Annotated in this window: 15 protein-coding genes; 13 read left to right on the top strand and 2 right to left on the bottom strand. The window is 63.6% G+C overall.

The features are described 5' to 3' along the window. Window positions 1-210 precede the first annotated feature (210 nt). On the top strand, window positions 211-645 hold the full coding sequence (gene trxC, locus SC318_RS02330; protein WP_320429485.1) for a thioredoxin TrxC: 435 nt from the start codon (window positions 211-213) through the stop codon (window positions 643-645). Between the two features lie 134 nt (window positions 646-779). On the opposite strand, the gene SC318_RS02325 is transcribed toward trxC, so the two are convergent. Beyond that, complete coding sequence (locus tag SC318_RS02325) at window positions 780-998, bottom strand: DUF6124 family protein (protein WP_320429484.1); 219 nt, start codon at window positions 996-998, stop codon at window positions 780-782. A gap of 482 nt (window positions 999-1,480) precedes the next feature. Then, entirely contained in the window at window positions 1,481-2,251 is a 771-nt protein-coding gene (locus tag SC318_RS02320; protein WP_320429483.1) for a ParA family protein, read from the bottom strand. 316 nt (window positions 2,252-2,567) lie between these two features. Between SC318_RS02320 and SC318_RS02315 the strand changes: the two genes are divergently transcribed. From SC318_RS02315 to SC318_RS02260, 12 genes are all read left to right on the top strand, one after another. Further along, window positions 2,568-3,287, top strand: coding sequence for a beta-ketoacyl synthase chain length factor (locus SC318_RS02315; protein WP_320429482.1), 720 nt, complete (start codon window positions 2,568-2,570; stop codon window positions 3,285-3,287). Continuing rightward, window positions 3,263-4,075 (top strand): lysophospholipid acyltransferase family protein, encoded by an 813-nt coding sequence (locus SC318_RS02310; RefSeq protein ID WP_320429481.1) that lies wholly within the window; start codon window positions 3,263-3,265, stop codon window positions 4,073-4,075. The genes SC318_RS02315 and SC318_RS02310 overlap by 25 nt, the downstream gene beginning before the upstream one ends. After that, window positions 4,053-4,322, top strand: coding sequence for an ApeE family acyl carrier protein (locus tag SC318_RS02305; protein ID WP_306491315.1), 270 nt, complete (start codon window positions 4,053-4,055; stop codon window positions 4,320-4,322). Before SC318_RS02310 ends, SC318_RS02305 begins: the two co-directional genes overlap by 23 nt. Before the next feature lie 9 nt (window positions 4,323-4,331). Beyond that, complete coding sequence (locus SC318_RS02300; RefSeq protein WP_003209389.1) at window positions 4,332-4,586, top strand: acyl carrier protein; 255 nt, start codon at window positions 4,332-4,334, stop codon at window positions 4,584-4,586. Continuing rightward, window positions 4,583-5,137 carry a COG4648 family protein gene (locus tag SC318_RS02295; protein WP_320429480.1) on the top strand — a complete coding sequence of 185 codons (555 nt, stop codon included), beginning with the start codon at window positions 4,583-4,585 and terminating at the stop codon, window positions 5,135-5,137. Before SC318_RS02300 ends, SC318_RS02295 begins: the two co-directional genes overlap by 4 nt. Further along, window positions 5,125-6,795 carry an ApeI family dehydratase gene (locus tag SC318_RS02290; protein WP_320429479.1) on the top strand — a complete coding sequence of 557 codons (1,671 nt, stop codon included), beginning with the start codon at window positions 5,125-5,127 and terminating at the stop codon, window positions 6,793-6,795. The genes SC318_RS02295 and SC318_RS02290 overlap by 13 nt, the downstream gene beginning before the upstream one ends. 158 nt (window positions 6,796-6,953) lie before the next feature. Then, on the top strand, window positions 6,954-7,688 hold the full coding sequence (locus SC318_RS02285) for a glycosyltransferase family 2 protein (RefSeq protein ID WP_320429478.1): 735 nt from the start codon (window positions 6,954-6,956) through the stop codon (window positions 7,686-7,688). Beyond that, window positions 7,685-8,620 (top strand): lysophospholipid acyltransferase family protein, encoded by a 936-nt coding sequence (locus SC318_RS02280; RefSeq protein ID WP_320429477.1) that lies wholly within the window; start codon window positions 7,685-7,687, stop codon window positions 8,618-8,620. The genes SC318_RS02285 and SC318_RS02280 overlap by 4 nt, the downstream gene beginning before the upstream one ends. After that, complete coding sequence (locus tag SC318_RS02275; RefSeq protein ID WP_320429476.1) at window positions 8,604-10,145, top strand: HAL/PAL/TAL family ammonia-lyase; 1,542 nt, start codon at window positions 8,604-8,606, stop codon at window positions 10,143-10,145. The genes SC318_RS02280 and SC318_RS02275 overlap by 17 nt, the downstream gene beginning before the upstream one ends. Continuing rightward, complete coding sequence (locus SC318_RS02270; protein ID WP_320429475.1) at window positions 10,138-10,563, top strand: acyl-CoA thioesterase; 426 nt, start codon at window positions 10,138-10,140, stop codon at window positions 10,561-10,563. Before SC318_RS02275 ends, SC318_RS02270 begins: the two co-directional genes overlap by 8 nt. After that, complete coding sequence (locus SC318_RS02265) at window positions 10,560-11,243, top strand: outer membrane lipoprotein carrier protein LolA (protein ID WP_320429474.1); 684 nt, start codon at window positions 10,560-10,562, stop codon at window positions 11,241-11,243. Before SC318_RS02270 ends, SC318_RS02265 begins: the two co-directional genes overlap by 4 nt. Then, on the top strand, window positions 11,215-13,545 hold the full coding sequence (locus SC318_RS02260; RefSeq protein ID WP_320429473.1) for an ApeM family transporter: 2,331 nt from the start codon (window positions 11,215-11,217) through the stop codon (window positions 13,543-13,545). Before SC318_RS02265 ends, SC318_RS02260 begins: the two co-directional genes overlap by 29 nt. Window positions 13,546-13,575 lie beyond the last annotated feature (30 nt).

Genomic DNA, 13,575 nt, shown 5'->3' with positions numbered 1-13,575 from the left:
GCATCTTGCTATGGAGGTTAAACCTGAATTCAGACCATCGCAATTTGCTATAGCTGAAAACAGACGGGTGGTAACAGCAAAAAGCCTAGACAGGCAATTCGCCCCAGCGTGGGAGAAACTGTGAGCGGATGAGTCTTCTGCTAGCCGCCTTGATAACGCTCAGCTTCGGCACCAGATACACACCATTGGCCGCGCCCTAGGAGCCCCCCGATGTCCGAACCTCTCGTAATCCCCTGCCCTCATTGCAACGCTCTCAACCGCATCCCCGGCGAACGCCTGGGCGATGGGCCGAAATGTGGGCGCTGCAAGCAGCCTGTGTTGCTGAACAAACCCTTTGAATTGAAACAAAGCGACTACGCCAGCCAGATCAAGGGCGACCTGCCGTTGCTGGTGGATGTGTGGGCGGATTGGTGCGGGCCGTGCAAGTCGTTTGCGCCGGTATTCGAGCAGGCGGCCGGGCAGTTGGAGGGCAAGTGCCGGCTGGCCAAGCTCGACAGCGAGGCCAATCAGCAGCTGTCGGCGCAATTGGGGATTCGCTCGATTCCCAGTTTGATTCTGTTCAAGAACGGCCGCGAAGTGGCGCGCCAGAGCGGGGCGTTTCCGTTGCCGCAGTTGATGAGCTGGTTGCGCAGCCAGGGCGTATAACCGGCCCATCAGAACAACGCCAAACCATGTGGGAGGGGGCTTGCCCCCGATAGCAGTGGATCAGTTGTCAATTGCATGACCGACACACCGCCATCGGGGGCAAGCCCCCTCCCACATTTGACCGCGTTATAACTTCAGGCCAGTGGGGCTTGGCGGTCCATCATTTGGCTGACCAGCATGACGCCAAGCCCACTCAATTGATGAATGGCCAGGGCCACGTCGCGGTGTTCGCCGGTGAGGTCGTTGGACAGGTTGAGTAATAAGGTGCGGACTGAGGCGAAGGTTTCGTAGCTGTTCAGCACGAGGGTTTCGGTGGAGAGGTTAGGTGCCACATTGAAAAGACTGATAGACATGCATTTGTTCCCTGATAGGGCTGCTACCACTTCGCTACTAAACGAAGGGTGGCAGCTGTACGCAGGTTAGTAGACCGGGGAACAAAGCAAAGACCGGCGCACCCGAAGGTGCCCTGCATACAGCCACCATCAGGTAGGCGGTAAACGCCATGCTGTTGAAGCGGTACAAATGCTTTGGTCGTTAGGGCTACTAAACCCGATCACTGAACATTCAGCGACCGGCAAACCTTAGAGACGCCCATCCAGACGCACAAGCCGGCGGATTCTGGCGTAGCTGTAGGCAAGGTACAAGGCCCATTCCCTTGCGCCAGATCCTTCCTACGGACCATGTGGGAAAAATCCAAATCCCTTGCTCGAACACGATCCAAAATGTGGGAGGGGGCTTGCCCCCGATAGCGGTGGGTCAGCTACAGATAAGCTGGCTGACACACTGCTATCGGGGGCAAGCCCCCTCCCACATTGGATCTGTGTGGTGCTTGAGATCAGGCGCTTTCCAGCAAGTTGTGCAATTCAACAAACTGCAGCGTCAGCTTATGCCGTGGGTCCAGATGGATCAGCGGCTTGCTCTCCTGGTGCGACTCACGCATGCGCACGGAGCTGGCCAGGTACACCGGCAATACCGGCAAGCCTTCGGCAATCAATTCATCCAGGATCTGCTGCGGCAGGCTTGCCCGGGCCTGGAACTGGTTGACCACGATGCCTTCCACTTCAAGGCCTTCGTTATGGTCATCCTTCAATTCTTCGATTTCAGCCAACAGGCCATACAGGGCCTGGCGCGAGAAACTGTCGCAGTCGAAGGGAATCAGCACGCGATCAGCGGCAATCAGCGCCGAAACCGCGTAGAAATTCAGGGCCGGCGGCGTATCGAGGTAAATCCGGTCGTAATCCTCGCTCAACTCATCCAACAGCTTTCGCAGCTTGTTGATCTTGTGCTTGGCCTCAAGCTTGGGCTGCAGGTCCGCCAGTTCCGGCGTGGCGGTGATGACGTGCAGGTTGTCGAACGGCGTCTCGTAGATGTCCACCTTGTTCTTCTTCGAAAACGGTCCGGAAGACAGGGTTTGCTTGAAAAAGTCGGCGATTCCCATGGGAATATCGTCGCCGGTCAGCCCGGTGAGGTACTGGGTGGAGTTGGCCTGTGCATCGAGGTCCACCAACAGGGTTCGATAGCCTTCGCTGGCGCTGACCGCCGCCAGGTTGCAGGCGATGCTGGACTTGCCCACGCCGCCTTTCTGATTGAACACCACGCGCCGCATGGGAAAACCTCCGTGTATCAATGAATGACCGAGTGTAGAGCGCAAAAGCGCCGGTTAGCTACCTCGTTCATCCATCGGCGGTGTCTGGCCCACAAATGAATGGGAACGCTCCGACAATCCGGTCCGGCCCTCTAGCGCGCACAATCTGTAAATTCCTCCAACTTAATTTGTGATGGCCCGTGAACAAATTTTTACCAATGTTTGCTAGAACCCAGCGGCACCGGGATAATGCGCGCCATTCGGCCATTGCCCTCTGTCCCGGAATCCGGGGCCATCGGCCGCACACGGAAGCCCGCAGGGGCGGGATAACCTCTCAGTGATCAACTTCAACATCGCCCAATGGCGCGCCTGGGCCCCTGGCCTGGAGAGTGCGCACGACTGGCACGCCTGGTGTCGGGACCCGGTGTTGCTGCCCGCCAGCGACGCATCGCCGGATGTGTCATTTCTGCCAGCCATGCAGCGTCGACGCTTGAGCCGTCTGGCGCGCATGGCGTTCAGCGTGGGCTGGCCGCTGGCCGAGGGCCTTGAAGCGCTGCCGCTGGTGTTTGTTTCGCGCCACGGCGAAACCCCGCGCACCCTCGACATTCTCAGCGACCTGGCCAACGAGCAACCGCTGTCGCCGACCCAGTTCAGCCTGTCGGTGCATAACGCGGTGATTGGCCTGTGGTCGATCCTGCGCAATGAAACCAGCGAAATGACGGCCCTCGCCGCCGCCGGTGATGGCCTCGAACACGGCCTGCTCGAAGCCGCCGCGCTGCTCAACGAAGGCGCTGCAGCCGTATTGCTGGTGATCACCGAAGAACAACCGCCCCAGGCGTATGCCAACTGGATCGCTGACGTGCCCTTCCCCTACGCCCTCGGCCTTTTGCTCACACCGGGCGACGAGTGGCAGCTGGAACTAAACAGCGGCACTGTCCAACTCACTCCAACCCAGTGGCCCCACGCCCTGAACCTGCTGCGCACCCTGTTGACCGAACAGGGTGCCTGCCAACATGCCTGGAAGAACCGAGTATGGAACTGGCGACGCAAGCCCTGACCGACAAACCACGGCAGGCCTATTACTGGCGCCTGTTCGCCACGGCCACCAGCTTCTTTGTGTTCGGTGTCGGCGGGCTGTGCCTGCGTTTGCTGGTATTCCCGCTGCTCAGTTGCCTGCCGGGCGACGCCGGGCAGCATCAACGACGCGCGCGTCACACCATCAGTTGCCTGTTCTGGTTTTTTATTCGGCTGATGAAATGTCTGGGCATCCTCACGTACAGCGTCGAGGGTGAGCAAAAGCTCGGCCGCCCTGGCCAGATGATCGTCGCCAACCATCCGTCGCTGATCGACGTGGTGTTCCTGATCGGCCTGATGCGCCAGACCAATTGCGTGGTCAAGCAGGGCCTGTTTCAAAACCCGTTCACCCGTGGCCCGGTACGCGACGCCGGCTATATCAGCAACGACGGCAGCGCCGACATGCTCGACGCGGCCGCCGACGCCCTGCGTGCCGGCCAGACCCTGATCATCTTTCCAGAGGGCACCCGCACCACACCCGGCGCGGCACCTGCCTTTCATCGCGGCGGCGCGGCCATTGCGCTGCGCGGTGCGACAATCATCACCCCGGTGGTGATCAAGGTCAGCCCCACCACCCTGACCAAGGCCGAGCCCTGGTATCGCATTCCCAGATGCCGATTCCACTTCAGTTTGCGCGTGGGTGCCGATATAGAACCACACGCGTTCGCCGCACAGGGCCCCGCGCCCCAGGCGTCACGCAAGCTCAACGATTACCTGCATCACTATTTCATTAAGGAGCTCGCCGAAGATGAGCGACCAACACCGCCTTGAGCACGACATAAAGATGCTGATCATCGAGGCCCTGGGCCTGGAGGACATCAGCGTCGACGACATCGGCAGCGACCAGACCCTGTTCGGCGAAGGCCTGGGCCTGGATTCGGTCGATGCCCTGGAGCTGGGCCTGGCCATTCAGAAAACGTACGGCATCAAGATCGACGCCGACGCCAAGGACACGCGCAATCATTTCACCAACGTGGCCAGCCTTGCGGCATTCGTCACGGCCAGACAGGCAGCTTGAGACCGGACCATGCAAACTCGTGACGATATTTTCAACACCCTGCGCGACGCCTTGGTGGAACTGTTTGAACTGGAACCTGAACGCGTCACCCTTGATGCCAACCTGTACCAGGACCTGGAAATCGACAGCATCGATGCCGTGGACCTGATCGACCACATCAAGCGCCAGACCGGCAAGAAGATCGCCGCTGAAGAATTCAAGGCAGTGCGCACCGTCAATGACGTGGTTGAGGCGGTGTACCGTCTGGTCCAACCCGCCGCATGAGCCGGCTGATGGGCCTGGGCCTGTTGCTGGCGGGCTTGCTGTACCCCTTTGCGGTGTATTACGGCACCGAGCATTTTGCGCCGTGGCAGTTCGGCCTGCTGCTGGGCAGCCTGTGGCTGCTGCGCGCGTTCACCGCTGCGCGACGCCCCGGCAGCCGCTGGATGGCGCTGGTGGTGATTGTGTTCTGCCTGGCGCTGGCCTGGTTCGACAACCCGCAGTGGTTGCGTTGGTACCCCAGCCTGGTCAGCGCGTTCATGCTGGCACTGTTCGGCCTGAGCCTTATCTACGGGCCGCCGATGGTCGAGCGGCTGGCGCGCATGAGCGAGGCGCAGCTGCCGCCGCATGCAGTGGTGTATACGCGCCAGGTCACCGTCGTGTGGAGTGTGTTTTTTCTGTGTAATGGCCTGCTCGCCGCCGCCCTCACCTTATGGGCGCCATTGAGCTGGTGGACGTTGTACAACGGCTTGATCGCCTACGGGCTGATGGGGCTGTTGTTTGCCGTGGAATGGCTGGTACGACAAAGGGTTCGAGGCCGCGTATGGAAGGTTTGAAACTTGAGCATCTGCTGCTCGAGCCGCAGGAACACCGCCAGGTCACCACTGAGCCGGCGCTCAATCATGCACAACTGGTGGAGCAATCGCTGCGCCTGGCGGCAGGCCTGCGAGCGCGTGGCATACAGCGCCTGGCGGTGCACCTGGAAGACGCGGGCGTACTGGCGATTGCCTTGCTCGGCGCCTGGCGTGCCGGGGTCAGCGTGCTACTGCCCGCCGACCTGCAGCCCCAGACCCGTCAACGCTGGGCCGACGCTGTCGATGCCTGGCTGACGCAAGCGTCGGAACTGGAGGCCCTGTATCAAGCGCCCTTGAGCCCCGCCGCACTCGACCTGGATAGCTGCCAACTGAGCCTGTGCACCTCCGGCTCCAGCGGCGAACCCAAGCGGATCGACAAGTCCCTGCGCCAGCTGGCCAATGAGGTCCAGGCGCTGGAAGCGCTGTGGGGCGCCGACCTGAAGGACGCCTGCATCATCGGCAGCGTCGCCACTCAACATATCTACGGGCTGCTGTTTCGCGTGCTGTGGCCGCTGTGCGCCGGTCGTATCTTTGTGCGTAAGCAACTGGCCTTTCCCGAAGACATGCAGCGCGCCAGTCGCGAGCATGCGCAATTTGCCTGGGTGGCCAGCCCGGCACTGCTCAAGCGCATGGGCGATAACCTCGACTGGCCGGCACTGAGCCAGGTGGCACGGGTGTTTTCCTCCGGTGGCGCCTTGCCTGTCGAGGCCGCCGGCAGCCTCTATGACCGCTTGCAGCAATGGCCGACGGAGATTCTTGGCAGCTCGGAAACCGGCGGTATCGCCTGGCGCCAGGGGGCCCAGCCCTGGCAGCCGTTTGCCGATGTGCAACTGAGCCAGGATGCCGACGGCGCCCTGCGCATTGCCTCGCCTTATCTGCCCGACGGGCATGTCGAACAGACCGCCGATGCCGCGCGCATCCATGCCGATGGCCGCTTCGAGCTGCTTGGCCGCCTGGACCGCATCGTCAAGCTGGAAGAAAAACGCATCTCCCTGCCGATGCTCGAACAGGCGTTGATGACCCACCCCTGGGTCGCCGAAACGCGCCTGGGCGTGGTGCAGGAAAACCGCGCCTCGCTCGGTGCCCTGGTGGTGCTGAGCGCGGCGGGGCTGCATGCGCTGCGCAACCAGGGCCGGCGCACGCTGACCCAGACCCTGCGCGAGCACCTGAGCCAGCATTGCGAAGCCCTGGCCCTGCCCCGCCGCTGGCGCTTGCTGCGCCAACTGCCGCTCAACAGCCAGGGCAAGCTGCCCCAGGCCGATATCGAGGCCCTGTTGCTGGCACCACGGCCCAAGGCGCCGGAGGTGCTGGAGCAGGTCGAAACCGACGGCGAATGGACGCTACAACTGAGCATTGCGCCGGACCTGGCCTATTTCAGCGGGCATTTCCCGGTAACGCCGGTACTGCCGGGTGTGGTGCAGGTGGAATGGGCCTTCAACCTGGGCCAACAGCTGCTGGACCTGCCGCCGACGTTCGCCGGTATGGAAGTGCTCAAGTTCCAGCAACTGGTGCGCCCCGGCGACCGTATCGAACTGCACCTGCGCTTCGACCGGGAACGCGGCAAGTTGTATTTCGCCTACCGCAATGGCAACGCCGCGTGCTCCAGCGGCCGAATCGTGCTGGAGACCCCAAATGAATAGTCTCCTGTGGCGAGGGAGCTTGCTCCCGCTGGAGTGCGCAGCACTCCCAACCCATGCAGTGCACTTTTCCAGATCCATCTCGGTCGCCTGCATTGGGTCTGCTTCGCAGCCCAGCGGGAGCGAGCTCCCTCGCCACCAAGTTTGCCGAGACGCTCATCATGCATAACCCCTGCGCCCTGATCCCGGTCTACAACCATGAAGCCGCCGTGCCCGCCGTGGTCCACAGCCTGCTGAACAGCGGCCTGCCGTGCCTGCTGGTGGACGACGGCAGCAGCGCGGCCTGCGCAGCGGTGCTAGCGCAATTGGCGCTGCTGGGCAACGTCACCCTGCTGACCCTGCCGAGCAACCAGGGCAAGGGCGGCGCGGTCATGGCCGGCTTTCGCGAAGCGGCGCGACTGGGTTACACCCACGCCCTGCAGGTCGATGCCGATGGCCAACACGACCTGCGCGAAGTCGAGACCTTTATCGACACCTCCCGCCGGCACCCCGACGCCATCATCTGCGGCTACCCCGAATACGACGACAGCGTGCCCAAGGGTCGCCTCTACGCACGCTACCTGACCCACGTGTGGGTGTGGATCAACACCCTGTCGTTGCAGATTCGCGACTCGATGTGCGGCTTTCGCGTGTACCCGCTGGCCCCCACGCTGGCGCTGATGGACTCGGCCTACATCGGCACGCACATGGATTTCGATTCAGACATCCTTGTGCGCCTGGCCTGGCGCAACCAGCCCATGCGCTGGCTGCCCACCCAGGTGCATTACCCGGCCGACGGCCTGTCGCACTTTCGCTTGTTCCGCGACAACGTGCGCATCAGCGCCATGCACACGCGACTGTTTTTCGGCATGCTGGTGCGCGCGCCGGCCATCCTGTGGCGTCGGTGGCAGGCATGAGCGACAGCGGCAAACACTGGGCCGACCGCGAGGAACGCGGCAGTTTCTGGCTGATGAAGCTCACGGCAGTCGCGGCCAAAGTGCTTGGTCGCCGCCTGTTGAGCCCGCTGCTGTACAGCATCGTGTTTTACTTTTTCCTGTTTGGCCGCACCGCGCGCCAGAGTGCCTGGCAATACCAGCAGCGCCTGGCGCAGTGGAGCGCGCGCGACGACTTGCTGCCAACCCACCGAAAGGTCTTTGGCCAGTTCATGGCGTTCGCCGACTCACTGCTCGACAAACTGGACGTGTGGAACGGCAAGCTGCGCCTGGAGCAGATCGAAATCAACGACCCGGCGCAACTGCGCGGCCAACTGCGTGGCGAGCGCGGGCAGATGCTGGTGGGCGCGCACCTGGGCAACCTGGAAGTGTGCCGCGCGCTGGCGGAGATTGGCGAACAAGTCACCATGAACGTGCTGGTGCACACCAAGCATGCCGAGCGCTTCAATCGCCTGCTGGGCGAAGCGGGGGCGACCCACTTGCGCCTGATCCAGGTCAGCGAGCTGGACCCGGCCACCATGCTGCTGCTCAGCCAGCGCCTGGACGACGGCGAATGGCTGGCGATCGCCGGCGACCGCATCCCGCTGCACGGCGGGCGCACGGTACGCGTCGATTTCCTCGGGCACGAGGCCGCGTTTCCCCAAGGCCCATGGCTGCTGGCCGGCTTGCTCAAATGCCCGGTCAACCTGCTGATGTGCCTCAAGCACCAGGGCCGCTATCACCTGACCATCGAGCCCTTCGCGCAATTGATCGAATGGAAGCGCAGCACCCGCGAGCAGGTCATTGCGCTGTGGACCGCCCGCTACGCCGCGCGCCTGGGCCAGTTCTGCCTGCAAGCGCCTCAACAATGGTTCAACTTTTACCCTTTCTGGAAGACCGATGACCACGTCTCTTGAGCCGATCACCTTTGGCGAACGCCCCCTGCGCATCGAAGACGTACTGGCCCTGGCCAACCGTCAGGTGCCCACCCGCCTGCAGGACGATGCCGCGTATCGCCAGCGCATCGCCAAGGGCGCGCAGTTCCTTGACTCGCTGCTGGACAAGGAAGGCGTGATCTACGGCGTGACCACCGGCTACGGCGACTCGTGCGTGGTCGCGGTGCCCTTGCAGCATGTCGAAGCACTGCCGCGTCATCTGTACACCTTCCACGGCTGCGGCCTGGGCAAGTTGCTCGACGCCCAGGCCACCCGCGCCGTGCTGGCGGCGCGCTTGCAGTCGCTGTGCCATGGCGTGTCCGGGGTACGCGTGGAACTGCTGGAGCGCCTGCAGGGCTTCCTCGAACACGACGTGCTGCCGCTGATCCCGGAAGAAGGCTCGGTAGGCGCCAGCGGCGATCTGACACCGCTGTCCTACGTGGCGGCGACCTTGTCCGGCGAGCGTGAAGTGCTGTTTCGTGGCGAACGCCGCCAAGCCGCCGACGTTCATCGCGAACTGGGCTGGGAACCGTTGGTGCTGCGGCCCAAGGAAGCCCTGGCGCTGATGAACGGCACGGCGGTGATGACCGGCATCGCGTGCCTGGCCTTCGCCCGCGCCGACTACCTGCTGCACCTGGCCACGCGCATTACCGCGCTGAATGTGGTGGCGCTGCAAGGCAACCCGGAGCACTTCGACGAGCGCCTGTTCGCCGCCAAGCCTCATCCAGGGCAGATGCAAGTCGCCGCCTGGTTGCGCGAAGACCTGGCCATTGATGCACCGACTGCCCCGCTGCACCGCCTGCAGGACCGCTACTCGCTGCGCTGCGCGCCCCACGTGCTCGGCGTACTGGCCGACAGCCTGAACTGGCTGCGCTCGTTTATCGAGATCGAGCTGAACAGCGCCAACGACAACCCGATCATCGATGCCGAAGCCGAACGCGTGCTGCACGGCGGGCACTTCTACGGCGGGCACATTGCCTTTGCCATGGACAGCCTCAAGACCCTGGTGGCCAACGTCGCCGACCTGCTCGACCGCCAACTGGCGCTGCTGGTGGACGTGCGTTACAACCACGGCCTGCCGAGCAACCTGTCGGGCGCGCCGGCCGACCGCGCCATGCTCAACCATGGCTTCAAGGCCGTGCAGATCGGCACCAGCGCCTGGACCGCCGAGGCGCTGAAAAACACCATGCCGGCCAGCGTGTTTTCGCGCTCTACCGAATGCCATAACCAGGACAAAGTGAGCATGGGCACCATCGCCGCCCGCGACGCTGTGCGCGTGCTGGAGCTGACCGAACAGGTGGCCGCCGCCACGTTGCTCGCCGCCCACCAGGGCGTGTGGTTGCGTGCCCAGGCCGAGGATGCCCGGCCGTTGCCACCGGCACTGGCAGCGATGCACGAAGAGCTGGCCAAGGACTTTGCGCCAGTCATTGAAGACCGCGCGCTGGAAGGCGAACTGCGCCTGTGCCTGCAACGCATTGCCGAGCAACACTGGAGGCTGCATGCGTAGCCCCGGCGTACTGCACTGCGACACGCACATCCTCGTGCCGTTTTTCGATGTCGACACCATGAACGTGGTGTGGCACGGGCATTACGTGAAATACCTGGAAGTGGCGCGCTGCGCGCTGCTGGACAAAATCGGCCACAACTACACCGCGATGCTCGAAGCCGGCTACGCCTGGCCGGTGATCGACCTGCAGCTGCGCTATGTGCGCGGCGCGGTCTTTGGCCAAACCGTCAACGTACGCGCCAGCCTGGTGGAATGGGAGAACCGTTTGAAGGTCAACTACCTGATCACCGACCTGGCCAGCGGCGAACGCCTGACCCGCGCCAGTACCGTGCAAGTGGCGGTAGAGATCGCCAGCCGCGAGATGCAATTGGCCTCCCCCAAAGTATTCATCGACGCCGTAGAAAGGGCCCTGAAATGACCCCCCCTGTAGGAGCGAGCTTGCTCGCGAAGATCGCCAACGATAACGCGGGCCACCTGACGCCCCGCAGCGCCCTCAGGTTTTTCGCGAGCAAGCTCGCTCCTACAGTGGCCGCCGCGTTGCTGAGCTTCAGCGCCCACGCCTTCGACCTGCAACAGCTCAGCGAGCAGCTCGCCAAACCCAGCGTGATCCACGGCCACTTCACCCAGGAAAAACACCTGCGCGCCCTGCCCCAGCCACTGGTCAGCAAAGGCAGCTTCGTGCTCGCCAAGGACCACGGCTTGCTGTGGCTGCTCAAAACCCCGCTGCAGCAGGACTACCGCATCAGCGCCCAGGGCATCGCTCGGCGTGACGCCAACGGCTGGCAATGGCTGCCCACCAAGAGCGCCGGTACCGAGCAGAATCGTCTGTTCCTCGCCGTGCTGGGCGGCGACAGCAGCGGCTTGCAGCGCGACTTCGAGCTGCAACTGCAAGGCGAGGCTCAACAGTGGAAGCTCACGCTGATCCCGCGTTCGCTGTTGCTCAAGCAAGTGTTCACCCAAATCAATATCGATGGCGGCGCGCTGGTGAACACCATCGAGCTGCTGGAAACCCAGGGCGACAGCACGGTACTGCGCATGCAGGACAGTACCGCTGACCAGCCACTGAGCGATGCGGAGCAACACGACTTTGCCCAGTGAGCGCCTGCTGCCGCGCCTGTTCCTGATTCTGCTGGTGGCGGTGCTGGCCCTGGCCGGCTGGCAGTGGCGCCACGGTGCGCCACTGTCGGCCAACCTCATGGAGCTAGTGCCCGGCAGTACGCCGGACGCCCTTGAGCTGCAAGCCGAGCAGCGCATACAGGAACCGCTGAACCGCGAAATGCTGGTGCTGGTGGGGCATGCCGACCGCCAGCAAGCGCTGACTGTGGCGCAGCAACTGGCCGAGCAATGGCAAGCCAGCGGCCTGTTTGAAAAAGTGCAATGGAACCTGCAAGCCGACTTGCCGGCACTGCGCGAACAGCTGCTGCGCGGTCGGCTGGCGATGCTTTCGGCCAAGGACCGCGAGCAGTTGATCCAGCAGCCTGACGCCTTCATCCAGCAGCGTGTGCAGTCACTGTTCGACCCCTTCACCGGCTTCAGTCTGGTGCCGAGCCAGGACGACTGGCTGGGCCTGACCGGGCGCATCCAGAACAGCCAGCCGCAACACGGTGCAGTACAGTTGGATATCGGCAGCGGCGCGTTGATCGCCGACGCCGACGGCAAAAGCTGGGTGCTCCTGCGGGCGCGCACCACCGGCAATGCATTCGACATGAAGCTGCCGCTGCAAGTGGCGGATTTGCTCCAGGCCAGCCGCACCGAGGCCGGCAGGCACGGTGTGCAACTGCTCGCCGCCAGCGGCTTGCTCTACGCGGCCAGCGGGCAGCAGCAAGCCACCCGAGAAATCACCTGGGTCGGCGGCGGCGCCACCGTGGGCATCCTGCTGTTACTGCTGCTGGCGTTCCGGCGCTGGCGGGTGCTGCTGGCGTTCGTGCCGGTCATGGTCGGCATGCTGTTTGGCGCAGTGGCCTGTGTGGCGCTGTTCGGCCACATGCACGTGATGACCCTGGTGCTGGGCTCGAGCCTGATCGGCGTGGCGGTGGATTACCCGCTGCACTACCTGTCCAAAAGCTGGAGCCTGCAACCGTGGCGCAGTTGGCCGGCATTGCGCCTGACCCTGCCGGGGCTGAGCCTGAGCCTGGCCACCAGTTGCATCGGCTATCTGGCGCTGGCCTGGACACCGTTCCCGGCGCTGACGCAGATCGCGGTGTTTTCCGCAGCCGGGCTGGTCGGCGCTTATCTGTCGGCCGTGTGCCTGCTGCCGGCGCTGCTCAGCGGTGTCGAACTGCGCCCGGCGCAATGGCCGCTGCGCATCGCCGAACGCTTGTGGCAGTGGCGAGCGGCATTGATCAAGCGCGTGCCAGGCGCGGTGCTGCTGGCGGGCGTGCTGGTGTTCTGCGCGGGCGGCCTGTGGCAGCTCAACAGTAAGAACGATATCCGCCAGTGGATCGGCGCGCCGCCGCAGTTGCTGCAGCAAGCTCAGGCCGTGGCGCGCATTACCGGGTTCCAGCCCACCAGTCAGTTCTTCCTGGTGCGCGCCGACACTCAGCAGCAGCTACTGGAACGCCAGGCTGCTCTGGGCCAGCGCCTGGATCAACTGGTGAACATGGACAAGCTGCAGGGTTACCTGGCGTTGAATCAACTGGTCAACCTGCCCGCCGAGCAGCAGCAACTGCGCGATGCGCTCAATACCCTCGCGCAGCACTGGCAACCGCTGCTGGACCTCGGCGTTCCCGCCAGCGCGCTGCAAGCTGAAGTCGCGCAGCTGCAGGCGCTGCCCACCCAAGACATCGACGCCGCGCTCAAAGGCCCCCTGGCCGAGCCGTGGCGCACGTTGTGGCTGGGCCCGGTAGACGGCGGCGTGGCGGCGATGGTCAGCCTGCAAGGCCTGAACAACCCGGCGTTGCTGCGGGTGCAGGCGTTGGATTTGCCGGGCGTGCAACTGGTGGATCGTCTGGGTGACCTGAACCGCGTGTTTGCCGACACCCAGATCAGCGCCGCCGAATTGAAGCTGCTGTCCTGTGTGCTGATTGTGGTCCTGTTGATACTGCCCTTCGGCTTCACCGGCGCCGTGCGCATCGTCGCGCTGCCGCTGCTGGCGGCGCTGTGCAGCCTGGCCAGCCTCGGTTGGCTGGGCCAGCCCCTGACCCTGTTCAGCCTGTTCGGCCTGCTGCTGGTCACGGCCATCAGCGTCGATTATGCGATCCTGATGCGCGAGCAGATCGGCGGTGCCGCCGTCAGCTTGTTGGGAACCTTACTGGCCGCACTGACGACCTGGTTGTCATTCGGCCTGCTGGCCGTTTCCAGTACCCCGGCGGTGAGCAATTTCGGCCTGTCGGTCAGCCTCGGCCTGGCCTTCAGCTTTATGCTGGCACCTTGGGCCGGGCAACAGAAACACGCCTTATGAATGTGAATATCGCCAAAGTGGCAAGGAGCC

The organism is Pseudomonas sp. MUP55 (assembly GCF_034043515.1).
GTDB lineage: Bacteria > Pseudomonadota > Gammaproteobacteria > Pseudomonadales > Pseudomonadaceae > Aquipseudomonas.
The sequence above is the reverse complement of the archived record's forward strand: the minus strand, read 5'-3'. Positions and strand labels throughout refer to the sequence as shown.

Coding starts and splice junctions, on each gene's coding strand:
- SC318_RS02280 (WP_320429477.1), top strand. CDS start 7,685: ATGAGCGACAGCGGCAAACACTGGGCCGACCGCGAGGAACGCGGCAGT.
- SC318_RS02270 (WP_320429475.1), top strand. CDS start 10,138: ATGCGTAGCCCCGGCGTACTGCACTGCGACACGCACATCCTCGTGCCG.
- SC318_RS02310 (WP_320429481.1), top strand. CDS start 3,263: ATGGAACTGGCGACGCAAGCCCTGACCGACAAACCACGGCAGGCCTAT.
- SC318_RS02275 (WP_320429476.1), top strand. CDS start 8,604: ATGACCACGTCTCTTGAGCCGATCACCTTTGGCGAACGCCCCCTGCGC.
- SC318_RS02320 (WP_320429483.1), bottom strand. CDS start 2,251: ATGCGGCGCGTGGTGTTCAATCAGAAAGGCGGCGTGGGCAAGTCCAGC.
- SC318_RS02290 (WP_320429479.1), top strand. CDS start 5,125: ATGGAAGGTTTGAAACTTGAGCATCTGCTGCTCGAGCCGCAGGAACAC.
- SC318_RS02325 (WP_320429484.1), bottom strand. CDS start 998: ATGTCTATCAGTCTTTTCAATGTGGCACCTAACCTCTCCACCGAAACC.
- SC318_RS02300 (WP_003209389.1), top strand. CDS start 4,332: ATGCAAACTCGTGACGATATTTTCAACACCCTGCGCGACGCCTTGGTG.
- SC318_RS02285 (WP_320429478.1), top strand. CDS start 6,954: ATGCATAACCCCTGCGCCCTGATCCCGGTCTACAACCATGAAGCCGCC.
- SC318_RS02265 (WP_320429474.1), top strand. CDS start 10,560: ATGACCCCCCCTGTAGGAGCGAGCTTGCTCGCGAAGATCGCCAACGAT.
- SC318_RS02260 (WP_320429473.1), top strand. CDS start 11,215: ATGCGGAGCAACACGACTTTGCCCAGTGAGCGCCTGCTGCCGCGCCTG.
- SC318_RS02305 (WP_306491315.1), top strand. CDS start 4,053: ATGAGCGACCAACACCGCCTTGAGCACGACATAAAGATGCTGATCATC.
- trxC (WP_320429485.1), top strand. CDS start 211: ATGTCCGAACCTCTCGTAATCCCCTGCCCTCATTGCAACGCTCTCAAC.
- SC318_RS02295 (WP_320429480.1), top strand. CDS start 4,583: ATGAGCCGGCTGATGGGCCTGGGCCTGTTGCTGGCGGGCTTGCTGTAC.